Origin of the sequence: Staphylococcus sp. 191 (assembly GCF_011174885.1) — a bacterium.
GTDB lineage: Bacteria > Bacillota > Bacilli > Staphylococcales > Staphylococcaceae > Staphylococcus > Staphylococcus coagulans.
The window spans coordinates 19,023-34,997 of the sequence record NZ_PNRJ01000006.1; the positions used below are offsets into that span (position 1 = coordinate 19,023).

Consider the following 15,975-nt stretch of genomic DNA (forward strand, 5'->3'; position numbering starts at 1 on the left):
AATCCCTCAATTTCTATTTAGGTTGCTTTGGGTTCGTAAGAAATGATTTAAATGCTTCACGAGACATAGCATTCACTACACTTTCTTTTTTTACAAAACCTTTTTGGGCTGTTGCGATACCAAATTTCATAAAATCTAAATGTCTTGTATGATGCGCATCTGTATTAATTGATACCATTAAGTCTGGATTTTGGCGTAACACCTCGGCACTTAAATCTAACCGTTTTGGATTAGCATTGATTTCTAAAACTGTGCCAGTTTCTCGACATAATTTCACCAACTGGCTAATATTTGGTTTGTAGCCGTCTCTTCGCCCAATAAGGCGTCCAGTCGGGTGAGCAATGTGGCGAACGTAAGGATTTCGACACGCACTTTCTAAACGCTTCATAATTTCTTTTTCAGATTGATTAAAACTTTGATGGATCGATGCAATGACATAATCCAATTGTGATAATACGTCATCATCATAATCTAATCGTCCATCTGGAAGGATATCCATTTCTGTCCCTGAATAAATATCTATCTCTGAATATTCTTCATTTAATGCTTTAATCTCTTCATTTTGTTTTAATAAACGTTCGACTGACAAGCCATTAGCTACTCGTAAACTTTGAGAATGGTCAGTGATACACATAAAACCATAGCCTTTTTCAATATTCGCTTCAATCATCTCACGCAATTGATGTGCACCATCACTTGCGGTCGTATGCATATGAATGTCACCATTAATATCTTCTAATCTGATAATCTTTGACAAGTCTCTATCAAATTCTGAACCATCTTCTCGCATACTTGGTTCTATCCATTGCACACCAAAATGTTCATAAATCGCCGCTTCACTATCCAATTGCAGTAGCTGACCATCTGGTTGCTCAATCCCATACTCACTCACTTTTTCCTGTGTTTCTTTAGCAATTTGACGAATTCTAATATTATGGGCTTTAGAACCTGTGAAGTGTTGTAGTGTATGATAGAAAGCTTTAGGCTCGATTAAACGGAAATCCACAGCAATCGTCTCGTCATCATAACTCAACTCCAATGAGACTTTCGTTTCACCTACCGCGACATCTTCTACTTTATTGGGCATCTCTAACAGTTGCTTTTGCACTTTCAAAGGCGCATTCGTACTAATGATATAGTCTAAATCCTTACTCATTTCTTTCATACGACGAAAACTACCTGCAACTTCAAAACGCCCAATCTCGTCAATTGTTTGTAAATAGTCATCAATTGTGCGACTCAAACCCATCATCGTATCAATAGGATAACGATCTTTTTTTGCACCTAATGCTTTCACTTCTTCTAAATATTTCTCTTCGGTTTTTTTACCAAAACCACTGAGTGCACTGATTTCATGATTTTCACATGCCTTTTGAAAAGAAGCCTGATCTGTGATATTTAATTCATGATAAAGCTTAGCTATTCTTTTACTTCCTAATCCTTTTATTTTAAGTAAAGGAATAAGGCCACTCGGAACTTCAGCTTTCAGTGATTCTAACGTAGGAGATTTTCCGGTTTGTACAAACGTGTTGATCACTTCTCCTACACCTTTCCCAATATTTTTTAACTCTGTCACATCTTTAATTTGATCCATTGTACGTTCATCAGCTTCTAGACTCTGCACTGCTTTGCGGTATGCTGATACTTTAAACGCATTTTCACCTTTTAATTCCATATATGTCGCAATATTTTCTAATAAACGAATTACATCTTTTTTTGTCATCATATCACCTCATTAAAAAAGAGGGTGAAACAGTATGAGATCCATTTACGTTTCAGCCTCGTTGATTTGGTCTATTTTAAATTCAATGTAAACTCTGATAATAGTGGAACCTCTTTTACGAACCATTGACCTGTCATAGAATGCGCCAATGCATTTTGAAGGGTTGCATCTGGAAATAACGCAAATAAAAAGCAGATATAATGCAGACAAATGAATGCAGAACAACATGCTACAAATGCACCCATTAAACGATTGAACACTGTCATCCGTTGCGTCTCAAACAGCTGGTCAAAACTGTTAATCACAAGATACATCATTGTTTTGACGACAATCACAATGAGGAGAAACACCACAATGTGATTGAACCTTGCCTCGTGATGATCTAACGATACTACAAAATCCGTTTCATATGCACGCGTTCTTGGATAAGGTATAAATAATTTAGAGTAATGACTGAGTGGGTGATAAAAGCGACTTGCCACCCATAACGAAAAAAACGTACTTCCTAAATGTAGTGCACTTGCAACCCCGCCTCTATGAAACCCTGTCATCGCAAACAAAAAAATGACAATTAAAATGAATAATAATAACACATTAGTTGCCTCTTTGTTTTAAACGCTGTATCTCTTCTCGCAAACGCGCATTTTCTTCTTCTAAGAGTACGAGTTCATGCATAACATTGACTGCGGTTAGCACAGATTTCCTAACCGAATCCAAACCTGCATTTTTGCGTCCTAACTCTTTTATTTTACCATCTACTAAGTCAGCGACATAACGAATATGTTCAGGATCGTCTTCTCCTAAAATCGTATAATTCTGATCATTAATCGTTACATTGATTCGATTTTTGAACTCACCCATCTTCACTCACCTAGCCCTATTTTCATTTTTATTCATCATGGTTCATTATACACGAGATAGGTGCTTTTGTGTATCATTCAGAGTGCAATGCTTCGTTAGAACTACAAACTAAGAGAACGTCTTTTTTTCATTTATACCTACATATCAAATTCACGTCACATTGCTTATTATCTACAATTCATATTCTTCAAATAAAATAATATTCCATATAGAAAGTTGATTTCAAATGGTAAACTGCATGTTATAGACGAAACCTTTGAATTCTACTTTATCGTTTATATCTTCTCGTCGCTGTGTTACGATTTGAGGGGAAAAATAAGAAGCGAGGTTAAAACATGTCAAATATTGTTGTAAAACTGAGTTCAGCTGACATCGAGCAACTTTTAGCTCAACTGAAACCAGAAATGCAAAACCTTCCTACAGGGATGCAAGCACGTGCGAAATATAAAAGTACTACGATTAGTATTTACCATTCAAAAAAAGTAATGTTTCAAGGGCAAAACGCTGAAGCAATTGCTAAGCAACTTCTTGGATCGAAAGCAAGTCCTTCTTCACCCCCATCACAAACGCATTCAAAGTCAACAACCTCGATTTCATATAACAATATGAGCTGTATAGGGAGCGACGAGGCTGGGAGTGGCGACTATTTCGGTCCACTTACGGTATGTGCTTGTTTTGTATCAAAACAAAATATCCCCATCCTTAAAGAATTAGGGGTCGACGATTCAAAAAAATTAACGGATGCTAAAATTACAGAATTAGCAGAACAACTTGTCACTTTTTTACCTCACTCACTACTTGTACTCGATAATCCTAAATACAATGAACGCCAAAGTTTGGGCTGGTCACAAGTTAAAATGAAAGCTGTCTTACATAACGAATGTATTAAAAATGTATTAAAAAAAATCGATAGCACAATGCTCGATTACATTGTAATTGACCAATTCGCTCAACCTGCTGTTTATCAAAGATATGCATCAGGTAACGTCCCTGAATTGGACAAAACACAATTTGAAACGAAAGGTGAATCAAAATCACTAGCCATTGCAGCAGCAAGTATCATTTCACGCTACGCTTTTGTTAAACACATGGACTTATTATCAGAAAAATATCGTATGCCTATATTAAAAGGTGCGAGTCATAAAGTAGATCTCACCGCAGCAAAAATAATAGAAAAACACGGTATTCAAACGTTAGATCAAATAAGTAAAAAACATTTTAGCAATCGTAATAAAGCACTTAAACTCGTGGATGCAAAATATAACGCTTAATTATGTCATTAAACCCAATAAATTAAGAAGCATTACTTTTAACGATTGCATACAAGTAATGCTTTTATAAATTATTAAAATGATTAAAAAATATATTTTAAAAGAGTAAAAATTAAAATGTAGGAAAACAGCAATTTAAAATGGCTAGTTTCCCTACATTTTTAGTATTTGTGATAAGGCGTTCTTATGATTCTTTAATTTTATTTCTATACTGAGGCCCTTCTAGATGTTTCTTTACCATATACTTTTGCTATTAAGCTCTTAAAGTCGCGCCTTCAGCTTCTAAAGCAGAAAGAATCTGTTCGTGAACTTTTGCGACTTGTTCTTCAGTTAGCGTATTTGTTTCATCTAAATATTCAAGTCGTATCGCAACAGATTTTTGACCTTCTTCCATGTGTTCTCCTTCATAGACATCAAACACAGAAGCGTCTTTCAAAATTTCTCCGCCATTTTCACGAATCGTTTGTATTAAGTTAGCAGCTCTTACTTCTGACTTCACAACTAATGCAATATCTCTTGTTACACCTGGGAATTTAGGAATAGGTTGATAATTGATATATCCCACAGATTGTTGCATGATTTTTTCATAATTCAATTCAAAAACGTAAGTACGTAATAGGTCATAAGATTTTGCCACTGTTGGATGAAGCTCACCGATAAAACCAATCGCTTCTCCATTTAAAATTACAGCTGCAGTGCGACCAGGATGTAGCCCGTCGATTTGTGCTGTTTCATATTCAAAGTCCAATGCTAATTTATCAGCTACACGATCAACAACACCTTTTAACAGATAGAAATCAACTATTTCTTTTTTACCTTGCCAAGGATTAGAGACATATTCTCCAGTCATGATACCACTTAAGTATTCCACTTGGTCTGGTAACGTGCCTTCCCCGTTACCAAAAAAGACATTACCCAATTCATATAAAGCAATATTATGATTTTTACGTGCTACGTTATATTGTGTTGCATCTATTAAATGTGGGATAAGGCTTTGGCGTAATGTTGAATGTGCTTCACTCATTGGCATTAATAATGAAATCGTTTCTCGATCTACTGTTGTAAATGCAGAGGCACGTTCTTGATCAACTAAAGAATAAGTAATCGCTTGAGATAAGCCTGCACCTTCTAATGCATTTTTAACCACACGTGTTTTACGTTGACGATCAGTAAGTGCGCCACTTGTTACATGCTCAAATACTGGTAGACTTGATGGAATGTTGTCATAACCGTATATTCTTGCGATTTCTTCAATTAAATCAGCTTGTATTGTAATATCACGACGACGTGATGGCACTTTAACAGTGATTTCTGAACCATCCACTTCAGTTTCAAAGCCTAGTTGATTAAAGACACGGATAATGTCTGCCTCTGTAAGATTAAAACCGACTGTTCGATTTACTTTATCAGTAGTAATCTTAATTTCTGTAGTCAACGTGCCCAAATCTCCATCTGAAACGCGACCACTTAAAACTTGTCCACTCGCAAGTGTTTCTAGTAAATAACACGCACGATCGACCGCTTCATCTAAGAATTCTGTTGCCAGTCCTTTTTCAAAACGGCTAGAAGATTCGCTTCTTAAATTTAAACGGCGTGAAGTATGACGAATCGATACTGAATCGAAAATGGCACCTTCGACCACCACGTTTTGTGTTTGTGGGGTAACTTCAGAAAAATCTCCACCCATAACACCACCAAGCGCAATCGGTTGTTTGCCATTTGTGATAACAATGTCTGTATCCACTAATTTTCTTTCTTGATCATCTAAAGTCGTCATCAACTCATTTTCATGTGCTTGTCTAACTACAATTTCATTTGAACCGATTTGATCTTTATCAAACATATGTAGTGGTTGACCGTACTCCAACATGACATAGTTAGAAATATCTACAACATTGTTAATTGGGCGAATACCTGCTTTCATTAAACGTGCTTGCATCCATTCTGGTGAAGGCTCAATTTTCACATTTTTTACAACGCGCGCACTATAATAAGGTACTTTTGAGGCATTTTCTACTTTGACTGATATTGCATCAGCTGCGTTTTCTTCTAATTCAGTCGCTGTTGTTTCAGGTCTTGCTACTTTTTTACCATAAAGCGCCGCTGTTTCATAGGCTGTTCCAATCATACTTAATGCATCTGCACGGTTTGGCGTTAAATCGAATTCCATAGATTGGTCATTGAGATAGAGTGCTTCAAGTGCGTCTGTTCCTGGTGTAATTTTAGATGAAAATTGATAGATTCCGTTTTCAAAAGCTTTTGGCACAACACTACTTGATAAGCCTATTTCTTGTAATGAACAGATCATACCATGAGAGACTTCTCCACGTAATTTTGCCTTTTTAATTTTTATGCCACCCGGTAATCTAGCGCCAACTTTTGCGACAATGACAGTTTGACCTTCACCAATATTCGGAGCCCCACAGACAATTTGTACAGGTGCTTCTTCACCAATATCAACTTGGCAAATATTTAATTTAGCTGCATCTGGATGTGCTACCACTGATTCAACATAACCTACAACTAAATTTTTAATATCTTTTGTAAAATCATGAATATCATCTACTTCAATACCTGTACGTGTAATACGTTCTGCTAAATCTTTGACAGCAACATCAATTTCAACATATTCTTCTAGCCATTCTTTAGATACTAACATCTTGGTCACCTCTATCTTCTACTGCTTTAAATTGATTTAAGAAACGTACATCATTTGTATAGAAATGGCGAATGTCTTCTATACCGTATTTGAGCATTGCAATTCGGTCAGGCCCCATACCAAAAGCAAATCCAGAGTATTTAGTTGAATCAAAGCCTGCCATTTCTAGCACGTTTGGATGCACCATGCCTGCACCTAAAATCTCTATCCAGCCTGTGTGTTTACATACATTACAACCTTTTCCTTTACATTTAAAACAAGACACGTCAACTTCTACTGATGGTTCAGTGAACGGGAAATAACTTGGACGTAAGCGTATTTCACGATCGGCACCGAACAGTGATTTTGCTAATAACTCCAACGTTCCTTTTAAGTCACTCATTTTAATGTTTTCATCTACAACAAGACCTTCAATTTGTGTGAATTGATGACTATGTGTTGCATCATCTGAATCGCGTCGATAAACTTTACCTGGACAAATAATTTTAACAGGACCTTGCCCCTGTCTTTTTTCCATAGTCCGTGCTTGTACAGGTGATGTGTGTGTACGAAGTAATATTTCTTCTGTGATATAAAAGCTATCCTGCATATCTCTAGCTGGATGTGACTTCGGTAAGTTTAATGCTTCAAAATTATAGTAATCCTGTTCTACTTCATAACCTGTAACAATTTCATAACCTAATCCTAAAAATAAATCTTCAATTTCTTCTATAGTCCGCGTTAACGGATGTTGTGCACCGTTCGCAACTTTTCTACCTGGAAGTGTCACATCAATTGACTCTTCTGCAAGCTGTTGATTTAATTTAGCTTCAGCTAAAACCGTTTGACGTGCTTCAATATCACTTTCGATCGCTTGTCTAACGACATTCACTTGTTGACCGTAAGCTGGTTTTTCTTCTTTAGGCAAGTCTTTCATATGTTTCATAAGTCCAGTGACTAGACCCTTTTTACCTAGATATTTAACCTTAACATCTTGCAATGCTTTTTCATCTTCTGCTTGTTGAATGTCTTCAATCGCCTGATGTTTGATTTTCGTCATTTCATCATTTTGCACCATTATTGTTCCTCCTTTAATTAAACCAACACTTGCCTCGTCATCAAAAAAGTAAAAACTTAAATTTTTACCTTTCCCCACTTTATCATTTTAGATTTTTCGTTGACTAAGCGGCAATTTTGTCCTAGCCTATACTTCTTTTCCATTCATTTTATGAAAATAAAAAAGATTCCACCCCAATAGAAATGGGACGAAATCTTTCCGTGGTACCACCCAGTTTTATGTAAAATAAATACATACACTCTGATTTGATGTTGATAACGGATATCACTCCGACTTAAATCTCTTTAAGTAGCTAAAAAGGTGAAAAAAACTATGTAAGTTGAGTATCACTTTCAGTTAATGTCATACTTCCCTAGGCAACTTCTTTAATAGTTTACGTCTTTTTGTTCGCAATTGTTGAATTGTTAATACGTTTATTATATACATGCAGTTAGAAAGGGTCAACCCAGATTCGTTCTCTTTTATCCTTTCAAATAAAACATCAAAACCCCTGCAGCGACTGCTACATTTAAACTTTCAGCTTGTCCATAAATTGGGATGGTTAAATTTTGAGTCGTGTGTTGCAATAATTCAGGTGCAACCCCTTGTCCTTCGTTTCCAACAATTAATCCGAAGCGAGATTGGCGTGAAGCCACTTGATGATAAACTGTTGCTTCTTCAAGTGCCGTTCCATAGATCGGGCCATCGAAGTGAGTGATAAAATCTAAAACATTATCGACAACTTGGATAGGAATATGAAAAACACTTCCTTGACTCGCACGCAAAACCTTATCTTGATAAACATCTGCAGTCCCTTTAGTGAGTATCACTAAATCTAAGCCTGCAGCATCCGCTGTTCGAATAAGCGTCCCTAAATTCCCTGGATCTTGGATACGATCTAAAATAAGCACTTGCTGTGCTTGCTTGGTATTCACTTCAGACTTTTCTATTACTGCGAAAACGCCCTGTGGGGTCATCGTACCCGACAAACTCTCAGCAACTTTTTGAGTGATTTCATACGCTTCTTCAGTATGTTGAATCATCTCTTGGTCGACCCGTTGTGGTTCAATCATAAATAATTGCTTGATTTTATTGCCACTTTGATAAGCGGCCTCAATTAAATGTGGTCCTTCTATAATCGCTAAACCTTGTTTATCCCGTTCTCTCTTCTTTTTTAACTTATTAAAATTTTTGATTTTTGCATTTTGTATAGATGTGATTTGTTCCATAATAACCTCTTTTCACTTCCGCCTATGCTGTATATGTGGCAACTGTCTCAATTTTGGTTAAAGTATATTATAATATCCAGAAAAATAAGGCTGGAACAGCAATAGTTCCAGCCTTATTTTAACTTAATATTATTAAACTGTAAAAAGTCTATTATTTAGAAACGACTTCTTCACCTTTGTATGAACCACAGCTTGGGCATACACGGTGAGCTAATTTAAATTCACCACAGTTTCCGCACTCTTGAAAACCAGGTACTGCTAATTTAATGTGAGTACGACGTTTGTTTTTTCTTGTTTTAGAAGTTCTTCTTTTTGGTACTGCCATGATTAATCCTCCCTTTTATTCGATTAGACGCATGTATTTCAAAAAGCTTAGCGTGCATGGTTACGATCATCGTATAATTGTTGTAATTTCTGAAGCCTTGGATCGACATTTACTTTTGATTCATCATGAGATGGGTCATTATGCAAATCATCTTCGTCAATAACTTCCCAACCTTGACCACCAGTCAGCATGTCTTCGCTATCATCAGCAACAACGCGCATTGGCTTTTCAAGCATTACGATTTCCTCGGCGATATCTCGGAGGTTAATCATGCCATCCGTTGCAAGATGATAATGCTCATCGTCCTCATCTTCATACAAACCATCTAAGTCAAACACTTCTGTTGTTGATGCATCTAATGGAACATCCACGGGGACTAATGTTCGCGCGCATGCCATAGTATAATTCCCAGTTAAATGCATTTGAGCAACTACTTCGTTGGATTTAACGGTAAGCTCCCCTTCTATTTGAATAGGAGATAAGTCCAAAATATCTAATTTTTGAACAAGGCCGTTAAATGTCACAGTTTGACTAAATTTAAAAGGTTGTCCTTGGTATTTTCTTAATTGTGTTATTGACCATTTCATATGGCTTCACCTCTAACAAGCACAAAATTTATTTTAACTTTTGAATCTTAAGTTGTCAAGATTTTTTCTTAACATCTTATGTTCTGATACAATATTTATAATGAAACACGAAAGGACAGAATGCAAATGAAAAGCGTCGCCATGATTACAGAATATAATCCATTCCACAACGGGCATCTCTACCATGCAACTCAAAGTCAACGAGAGGCTAATGCTGATGTCGCTATCGCTATTATGAGCGGTCAATTTATGATGCGTGGCATGCCTGCTATATTTAATAAATTTAAACGTGCACGAATGGCTACAGTGGCTTGTGATATTGTTGTAGAATTGCCTTTACTCGGATCACTTTCATCTAGCGATATTTTTGCTGAAATGGGAATCAAAGTGGCTTCGTATATGCAAGCAGATGTACTCAGTTTTGGTAGCGAAAGTGGTGATAGGATTCAGTTGAAACAAACTGCAGAGCAATTGCTTGAACTAGAAGAGACAGACGCTTTTAAACGTCAAGTTAAATCTGGTAAAAGCTATGCACGCATCGCAGGTGAAATTTTACATACCGACATTTTAGCAGAACCTAATAATGTACTTGCAATCGCTTACATTAAAAATATATTGCGCCATAACCCAAAACTTCAGCCGATGACTATAAGTCGAGCGCACACGCACCACCACGATGACCAATTTCAACATGACTCCCTAGCAAGTGGTACCGCTATTCGCAAAAGTTTATGCGGTAAAGATGATGTTTGGAAAACGATGGTTCCTAAACAAAATGTTCAACTCATGACGCAACCCTATTGCGACTCAGAACGGTTATTTCAATTGATTAAATTGTCAATATTACAACAATCTCCTTCAAGTTTAAAAAGTATTTATACGATGAGCGAAGGGTTTGAGAATAGATTACATAAAGTTATTACTAAAGTTTCAAACTATGATGAATTGATGACAGCACTAAAAACAAAACGCTATACTTATACACACATTCAACGCATTTTGATGAATATTTTACTTAACTTTCAATATAGCGATGTCAATAAGCAACTCCCCGGTGTGAGAATACTGGCAATGTCTCAAAAGGGCCAACAATATTTAAAACATTTAAAATCGATTGCACCCGAAAAACAATTCATTACTAATGTCAATCGTGAAAATGCTCCCCTTTTCAAACATGAAATTAAAGCAACAGAGATATACAATTTATTAACAGATGAAACCATGAATGATTTCAACACACCTGTTTATATCGCAAAATAAAGTTTTACAGCTGCAAAGTGCAATAGAAACTCTTTTTTTACAAATAACTATCATAAATAAAAAGAAAACGTTTTGAATAGCTAGCACCATCGGTTCACTCCAACTCAAAACGTTTTCCAGTTTGTTATTAAATTTGTTTTTCAAGGTTGTACTGAGAAAATCATTTTTTCACCGTAAACATTGTAAGAACAGATGCTTACGTTGAACAGTACACCATTGAACGCAATTGACGTCATAGCGTTTTTAGCGCTTCATTTTCAATTGATTGTATATCTTTTAATAAATGCTCATGGTTCGACGTTGATTTCTGTCTATTTTCCAAACTTTTTTAATAAAGCTGCTTCAACGTGTTTTGGCACAAACTCTGAAATATCCGCATCGTATTGTGCCACTTCTTTCACGACACTCGAACTTATAAAAGAATAATCCATAGAACTCATCATATACAATGTTTCGACTTTATCATTGAGTTTCTTATTCATTGAGGTGATTCTTAGTTCATATTCAAAATCACTGACCGCACGTAATCCTCTAATAATTGTTGTCGCACCAATTTCATCACAAAAATCAACAAGCAAACCACTAAATGAATGCACGTATACATTTGAAAGATGTCCTACAGACTTCTCAATGAGAGAAACACGTTCCTCATTTGTAAATGTCCCTTTTTTACTACTATTACGCAACACACAAACGTGTAATTCATCAAAACGGCCAGCACTTCTTTCTATGATGTCTAAATGGCCTTTCGTAATGGGGTCAAAACTTCCAGGAATGACTGCTTTTGTATTAACCATGGTTATTTTCTCCTCTTTTCAAAACACAAGTATCTGTCAAACCATAATGATAACGTTTAACTTCTTCAAATAGCGACGTATCAATTGATTCACGATGACTATATTCACAAACAATCATACCATTTTGCTTTAATAAATTAAATTCATGAATTTTTTGAAGTGCTTGATCAATAAGCCCCTTTTCATAAGGAGGATCTAAAAAAATCACATCAAATTGAATTTCTCTTTTAGACAAAGCTTTCAAAGCGCGTTCTGCACTATTTTTGTAAACTTCTGCCTGTTGTGTTAAACCTAATTTGTTCAAATTTTGATGTATAATCTTTACCGCTCGGATGTTTTGATCAACAAAAATAACTTGATCCATACCACGAGAAAGTGCTTCTATCCCTAAACTACCACTTCCCGCAAACAAATCTAAACCTAAGCCGGATACTGAGTGAAGACTATTAAATATTCCTTCTTTCACTTTATCCATCGTAGGCCGCGTATGACGCCCTTCCAATGTTTCTAAAGGCTTACTTTTATGTTTTCCTGCAATGACCCGCATTGATTCACACTTCCAATCTGATTTCATTTTTAATATACTTTGAATTATAAGGAGGATATCATCATGCAACAATCTTTTATCGTATTAGGACATGGTCTTACCGACCTTTATGAGTTTAAAACATTAATTCAATATAACTATAAGCGTATTAATCGTATTGTTTTCTTTCATACGCCTAAGTCAGAAAAACAATTAACATCTGTCGCTATGATTATGCAACCTACTGAGGGACGTAAATTTCAAGCAATATATATGATGTTAGATGCAGTACGTTACCCATACCCAGAGCGTAATAAAAAATATGAGCTGATACAATCATTTGCCAAACCCTATAATATTGAAATGGTAGGTATTGACGTGCATGCACCTGATGATTATCCTGAATTAGCATTATATTTTAATTATTTAAAAAGTGTGTTACGATTACAAAATTGGATTCCTCATTTAGAATGACATTATTCGTTCACTTCTTTTGAGTATTCTCTTTTTAAATATTTATAAGGCGAGCCAACAACTCGAGTCACATATTTTAGTTTCATTAATTTTGTCACAACTTCATCTACACGATCTTGGCTGACATACATAGAAACGTATTGTTCTTGCGGATTACTATAAACGATATGGCCATATTTTCTAATATGACGTTCATGTTTCATATTTTTTAAATAAATAATAATCTTTTCACGTTGTATAATATTCATATTTTCACCTCAATCTTTACAATAGTATCGTACCATGAGACTGGTCATCCGAAAAGGCGCTTTAAAGAATCTATCATTCGATGGGAGGAATGTGGAATGACGCAATCACGACGTTTGATTACTCGAACTCTATTAAGCATCACCTCGCTCATAGGCGGTGCCGCTTTTATTAAACATTATAAAAAAGGATCGATGCATCGACAAATCCCTGAATTTTTCCAGCATCCTGCCCCCTATATATTTAGCCATCGTGGCGGTATGGCAGAACGCCCTGAATCAACTATCCTTGTTTTCGATCATTCAGTTGAAATGAATCTAACAGGATTTGAAACAGATATTCGCATAACTAAAGATGAAAAAGTGATTGTATTTCATGATGCTGACGTTAACCGTACAACAAACGGTTCAGGTTACGTCCGTGACCATACTTTGGATGAATTAAAAGCGCTTGATGCAGGTTATCGTTTTAAAGATATGAATGGTAAAAAACCTTACCAAAATCATCCGGACGCAAAAATTATGACGATGGATGAACTCTTATCTCGCTATCCTGATCAATTAGTCAATATTGATATTAAAGATCAACCTCAAAGTTACGAAGGACAAATAGCTGCCCAACGTTTATATGAGACAATCAAGCGAAATCACGCAGAAAAACGTGTCTTAGTAACTAGCTTTTATAAAGTACAAATCGAACGTTTTTACGCCATCAGCCGCGGTGAAATTGCACTTGGCGCAAGTCAAGCTGAGGTAACTGACGCAATTTTAAAATTATATTTAGGGCTACATGCATGGTATCGTGGACATGCACAAACGTTTCAAATGCCTACTTATTTTCATCGTATTCCACTCGTTCAGCCAAAATTGATCAACTGGCTCAACCAATCTCATATTATCCCTGGCTATTACGGGGTTAATAGTGTGGATGCAATGCATGACCTTGTAGAACAAGGTGTGCATACGATTGTCACTGTTCGTCCTACGATTGGACGTCAGTTTCTCACTGCTTATCGATCCAATATCCAGAATTCATCGCACACATCATCCTAACGCAAAAAGCCAATTTAAACATTTAGAAAAACAAATTTCTTAACATGCTTAAATTGGCTTTTTGCTATTGCTGATTATTTGATGCACTTTATACTTAACATCCACTTAAAGTTGTGGATGACATTGACAGCTTGCGCCTGTCGCACAACCGCCTGTAGTCAAAGCCTCAAATAGAGGTGTACCTGCATCAATCTTTACATTTTCTGAAACACTAGTTCCAATAATCGTTACGACTTCATCTAAGAGTTGCTGCAATTCTGTTTCACATCTTTTAAAATTAACAACATTTTCATGCATTTCATACGCTCTTTTGAGACGTCTTGTTTGTTTCATCACTTCTTCATAATCAGGATGATAGCGACCAAAACGTTGAACTTCATCATACTTCACTTTACTTTTTAAAAACTCTGCATAGAGGCTTTGTGCAACTTGATCGGATTCTAAAGATGATTTTGCCTTTTGGTAAGCATCGAAAGCTTCTGAAGCTTTAATTTTATCAGCCAATTCATCAGCTTGATCTAAAACTGCCATGAGCGCTTCATCGTACACTTTCTTCATCACCTTTCTCTAAAAATATTAATAAATAATATTGTTGTTCGACTTCGCCACCCATTTCTTGATATTTTTTACTTAACATCCGTGAGCGGTGAACATCTGAATTAATCCAACTATGAACGAGAGATGGAACATCATTGAAATTATAACCTACATTTTGCGATACGGATTGATAATGTATATCTGTTTTGTTAACAAGGTCGTTTAAGTTACTTTCTGTAAATTCTGTATTAGCAACATCTCCAGAATTAAATAAATCAACAGTTGCAACATCTTCTAAAGTCTGATTCACTTTTAATGGTTGACGCCCATTTAGTTTACGAATTTCATTGGTTAGCTCATACAATGTCAATCGTTGGTTCACATTTTGATCTGAAGGCTTGTCTTTTGCGTCCTCCTTATCCACTTCTTTAGAGCTACTATTGTTTTGGGCATAAGGGTTGATATCTGCTAATGCTTCTTTGTCGAGATAACGAATACCGATAACTTTATTTCTTTGTTGATCAATAAAGACTTGCGCATAAATATTACCGAATTGGATAAGAGACTGCGTTTTAATGTCTTTATCAGATAATTCATAATGATAATTTTGATTTTTTACGGTAAATTCAGGCTCAGTGTTTATGGAATATGAATTAAATAGATTCGACGCTGTTTCATTGATTTTGATAGGACCTGTTTCATTTTGAGATTTCTCCCCCGTCACATAAACCGATTTCACTTTATTGTGTTTTGTTAAAAACAACATATAACGGTCGTTATCTTTAAAAACAAAACATTTATAATCTTTCTGATATGAATAGATGCGATCCGCGATACCGTATCGATCCATAACATGTTGAATCGGCTTACCCATTAAAGTTCCGACACCTCTCGTTAATTTTGGATTTTCACCTTCATTTTTTTTAATAAGCGGCGTCTTTTCTTTCTTTGTCGTTGTAGATTGATTCGGATTTTCTAGAACATCAAATTCTAACTTTGGCGAATAAAAAAGATACACTAAAAACCCTACTAACAATAAAACTGCAACTACTTTTAAAACTTTACTTTTCATTGTATCCTCCCTTCACCTATGCTTGTCGTCTATATAACGAACTTTGTCATTTTGTATGATCTGTAATATTGGAAATACATATTTTCAATGCTACAATTATTAATTTGAACTATTAGGATTCAAAACAAATATATTAATGAGTTAAAAACGCCAATATTAAATGGATGTCTGTCACTCTCATCAAGTCGCTAGAGTCATAAACTTTAATTGATTAACAAATGACATTACTATCACAAAATGCATATTGTAAAATCGTCGTGCTTTTTATACCATCATTTCAATGCCTTAGTCGTTTAAAAGACAATCGTATTTATTTTAAC

Annotated in this window: 17 protein-coding genes; 4 read left to right on the forward strand and 13 right to left on the reverse strand. The window is 35.7% G+C overall.

The window, feature by feature from the left end; translation table 11 throughout:
• Positions 1-13 precede the first annotated feature (13 nt).
• The 3 genes from polX to zapA all read right to left on the reverse strand — a co-directional run bounded on the left by polX (position 14) and on the right by zapA (position 2,584).
• Complete coding sequence (polX, locus tag C1H58_RS06035) at positions 14-1,723, reverse strand: DNA polymerase/3'-5' exonuclease PolX (RefSeq protein WP_165545650.1); 1,710 nt, start codon at positions 1,721-1,723, stop codon at positions 14-16.
• A 71-nt stretch (positions 1,724-1,794) separates the two neighbouring features.
• Positions 1,795-2,316, reverse strand: coding sequence for a CvpA family protein (locus tag C1H58_RS06040; protein ID WP_165545651.1), 522 nt, complete (start codon positions 2,314-2,316; stop codon positions 1,795-1,797).
• A gap of 1 nt (position 2,317) precedes the next feature.
• Positions 2,318-2,584, reverse strand: a complete 267-nt coding sequence (gene zapA / locus C1H58_RS06045) for a cell division protein ZapA (protein ID WP_016424799.1) — start codon at positions 2,582-2,584, stop codon at positions 2,318-2,320.
• Positions 2,585-2,919: 335 nt separating this feature from the next.
• Between zapA and rnhC the strand changes: the two genes are divergently transcribed.
• Entirely contained in the window at positions 2,920-3,855 is a 936-nt protein-coding gene (rnhC, locus tag C1H58_RS06050; RefSeq protein WP_165545652.1) for a ribonuclease HIII, read from the forward strand.
• Positions 3,856-4,108: 253 nt separating this feature from the next.
• Here rnhC and pheT read toward each other — a convergent pair whose 3' ends face one another.
• The 5 genes from pheT to C1H58_RS06075 all read right to left on the reverse strand — a co-directional run bounded on the left by pheT (position 4,109) and on the right by C1H58_RS06075 (position 9,691).
• Entirely contained in the window at positions 4,109-6,514 is a 2,406-nt protein-coding gene (pheT, locus tag C1H58_RS06055) for a phenylalanine--tRNA ligase subunit beta (RefSeq protein ID WP_165545653.1), read from the reverse strand.
• Positions 6,501-7,571: a phenylalanine--tRNA ligase subunit alpha gene (gene pheS / locus C1H58_RS06060; RefSeq protein ID WP_060830077.1), complete on the reverse strand. Its 1,071-nt coding sequence runs from the start codon at positions 7,569-7,571 to the stop codon at positions 6,501-6,503. Before pheS ends, pheT begins: the two co-directional genes overlap by 14 nt.
• A gap of 461 nt (positions 7,572-8,032) precedes the next feature.
• On the reverse strand, positions 8,033-8,779 hold the full coding sequence (locus tag C1H58_RS06065; protein WP_165545654.1) for a TrmH family RNA methyltransferase: 747 nt from the start codon (positions 8,777-8,779) through the stop codon (positions 8,033-8,035).
• Positions 8,780-8,930: 151 nt separating this feature from the next.
• Positions 8,931-9,104 (reverse strand): 50S ribosomal protein L32, encoded by a 174-nt coding sequence (gene rpmF / locus C1H58_RS06070; RefSeq protein WP_016424794.1) that lies wholly within the window; start codon positions 9,102-9,104, stop codon positions 8,931-8,933.
• Positions 9,105-9,151: 47 nt separating this feature from the next.
• Positions 9,152-9,691: a YceD family protein gene (locus C1H58_RS06075; protein ID WP_165545655.1), complete on the reverse strand. Its 540-nt coding sequence runs from the start codon at positions 9,689-9,691 to the stop codon at positions 9,152-9,154.
• A 126-nt stretch (positions 9,692-9,817) separates the two neighbouring features.
• Between C1H58_RS06075 and C1H58_RS06080 the strand changes: the two genes are divergently transcribed.
• Positions 9,818-10,951 (forward strand): nucleotidyltransferase, encoded by a 1,134-nt coding sequence (locus tag C1H58_RS06080; RefSeq protein ID WP_165545656.1) that lies wholly within the window; start codon positions 9,818-9,820, stop codon positions 10,949-10,951.
• Between the two features lie 311 nt (positions 10,952-11,262).
• On the opposite strand, the gene coaD is transcribed toward C1H58_RS06080, so the two are convergent.
• Together coaD and rsmD are read right to left on the reverse strand one after the other, a co-directional pair.
• The gene (gene coaD / locus C1H58_RS06085) at positions 11,263-11,748 is read right to left on the reverse strand and encodes a pantetheine-phosphate adenylyltransferase (RefSeq protein ID WP_050331329.1); all 486 of its coding nucleotides are present in this window, start codon (positions 11,746-11,748) and stop codon (positions 11,263-11,265) included.
• Positions 11,741-12,295 (reverse strand): 16S rRNA (guanine(966)-N(2))-methyltransferase RsmD, encoded by a 555-nt coding sequence (gene rsmD / locus C1H58_RS06090; protein WP_165545657.1) that lies wholly within the window; start codon positions 12,293-12,295, stop codon positions 11,741-11,743. The genes coaD and rsmD overlap by 8 nt, the downstream gene beginning before the upstream one ends.
• A gap of 63 nt (positions 12,296-12,358) precedes the next feature.
• Between rsmD and C1H58_RS06095 the strand changes: the two genes are divergently transcribed.
• Positions 12,359-12,748 carry a DUF7147 family protein gene (locus tag C1H58_RS06095; RefSeq protein ID WP_165545658.1) on the forward strand — a complete coding sequence of 130 codons (390 nt, stop codon included), beginning with the start codon at positions 12,359-12,361 and terminating at the stop codon, positions 12,746-12,748.
• Positions 12,749-12,750: 2 nt separating this feature from the next.
• Here the strand turns inward: C1H58_RS06095 and C1H58_RS06100 are convergent, their stop codons facing one another.
• Positions 12,751-12,996, reverse strand: coding sequence for a YlbG family protein (locus C1H58_RS06100; protein WP_016424788.1), 246 nt, complete (start codon positions 12,994-12,996; stop codon positions 12,751-12,753).
• 96 nt (positions 12,997-13,092) lie between these two features.
• Between C1H58_RS06100 and C1H58_RS06105 the strand changes: the two genes are divergently transcribed.
• Positions 13,093-14,046 (forward strand): glycerophosphodiester phosphodiesterase family protein, encoded by a 954-nt coding sequence (locus tag C1H58_RS06105; protein WP_165545659.1) that lies wholly within the window; start codon positions 13,093-13,095, stop codon positions 14,044-14,046.
• Positions 14,047-14,151: 105 nt separating this feature from the next.
• Here the strand turns inward: C1H58_RS06105 and C1H58_RS06110 are convergent, their stop codons facing one another.
• Together C1H58_RS06110 and C1H58_RS06115 are read right to left on the reverse strand one after the other, a co-directional pair.
• On the reverse strand, positions 14,152-14,595 hold the full coding sequence (locus tag C1H58_RS06110) for a YlbF family regulator (RefSeq protein ID WP_182280530.1): 444 nt from the start codon (positions 14,593-14,595) through the stop codon (positions 14,152-14,154).
• Positions 14,585-15,655, reverse strand: a complete 1,071-nt coding sequence (locus C1H58_RS06115) for a CAP domain-containing protein (protein ID WP_165545661.1) — start codon at positions 15,653-15,655, stop codon at positions 14,585-14,587. Before C1H58_RS06115 ends, C1H58_RS06110 begins: the two co-directional genes overlap by 11 nt.
• Positions 15,656-15,975 lie beyond the last annotated feature (320 nt).

What these genes read in the sequence shown, in the direction of transcription:
- C1H58_RS06095 (WP_165545658.1), top strand. Translation starts at nt 12,359, where the DNA reads ATGCAACAATCTTTTATCGTATTAGGACATGGTCTTACCGACCTTTAT.
- polX (WP_165545650.1), bottom strand. Translation starts at nt 1,723, where the DNA reads ATGACAAAAAAAGATGTAATTCGTTTATTAGAAAATATTGCGACATAT.
- zapA (WP_016424799.1), bottom strand. Translation starts at nt 2,584, where the DNA reads ATGGGTGAGTTCAAAAATCGAATCAATGTAACGATTAATGATCAGAAT.
- pheS (WP_060830077.1), bottom strand. Translation starts at nt 7,571, where the DNA reads ATGGTGCAAAATGATGAAATGACGAAAATCAAACATCAGGCGATTGAA.
- coaD (WP_050331329.1), bottom strand. Translation starts at nt 11,748, where the DNA reads ATGGTTAATACAAAAGCAGTCATTCCTGGAAGTTTTGACCCCATTACG.
- C1H58_RS06105 (WP_165545659.1), top strand. Translation starts at nt 13,093, where the DNA reads ATGACGCAATCACGACGTTTGATTACTCGAACTCTATTAAGCATCACC.
- C1H58_RS06115 (WP_165545661.1), bottom strand. Translation starts at nt 15,655, where the DNA reads ATGAAAAGTAAAGTTTTAAAAGTAGTTGCAGTTTTATTGTTAGTAGGG.
- pheT (WP_165545653.1), bottom strand. Translation starts at nt 6,514, where the DNA reads ATGTTAGTATCTAAAGAATGGCTAGAAGAATATGTTGAAATTGATGTT.
- C1H58_RS06075 (WP_165545655.1), bottom strand. Translation starts at nt 9,691, where the DNA reads ATGAAATGGTCAATAACACAATTAAGAAAATACCAAGGACAACCTTTT.
- C1H58_RS06080 (WP_165545656.1), top strand. Translation starts at nt 9,818, where the DNA reads ATGAAAAGCGTCGCCATGATTACAGAATATAATCCATTCCACAACGGG.
- C1H58_RS06100 (WP_016424788.1), bottom strand. Translation starts at nt 12,996, where the DNA reads ATGAATATTATACAACGTGAAAAGATTATTATTTATTTAAAAAATATG.
- rpmF (WP_016424794.1), bottom strand. Translation starts at nt 9,104, where the DNA reads ATGGCAGTACCAAAAAGAAGAACTTCTAAAACAAGAAAAAACAAACGT.
- C1H58_RS06065 (WP_165545654.1), bottom strand. Translation starts at nt 8,779, where the DNA reads ATGGAACAAATCACATCTATACAAAATGCAAAAATCAAAAATTTTAAT.
- rsmD (WP_165545657.1), bottom strand. Translation starts at nt 12,295, where the DNA reads ATGCGGGTCATTGCAGGAAAACATAAAAGTAAGCCTTTAGAAACATTG.
- rnhC (WP_165545652.1), top strand. Translation starts at nt 2,920, where the DNA reads ATGTCAAATATTGTTGTAAAACTGAGTTCAGCTGACATCGAGCAACTT.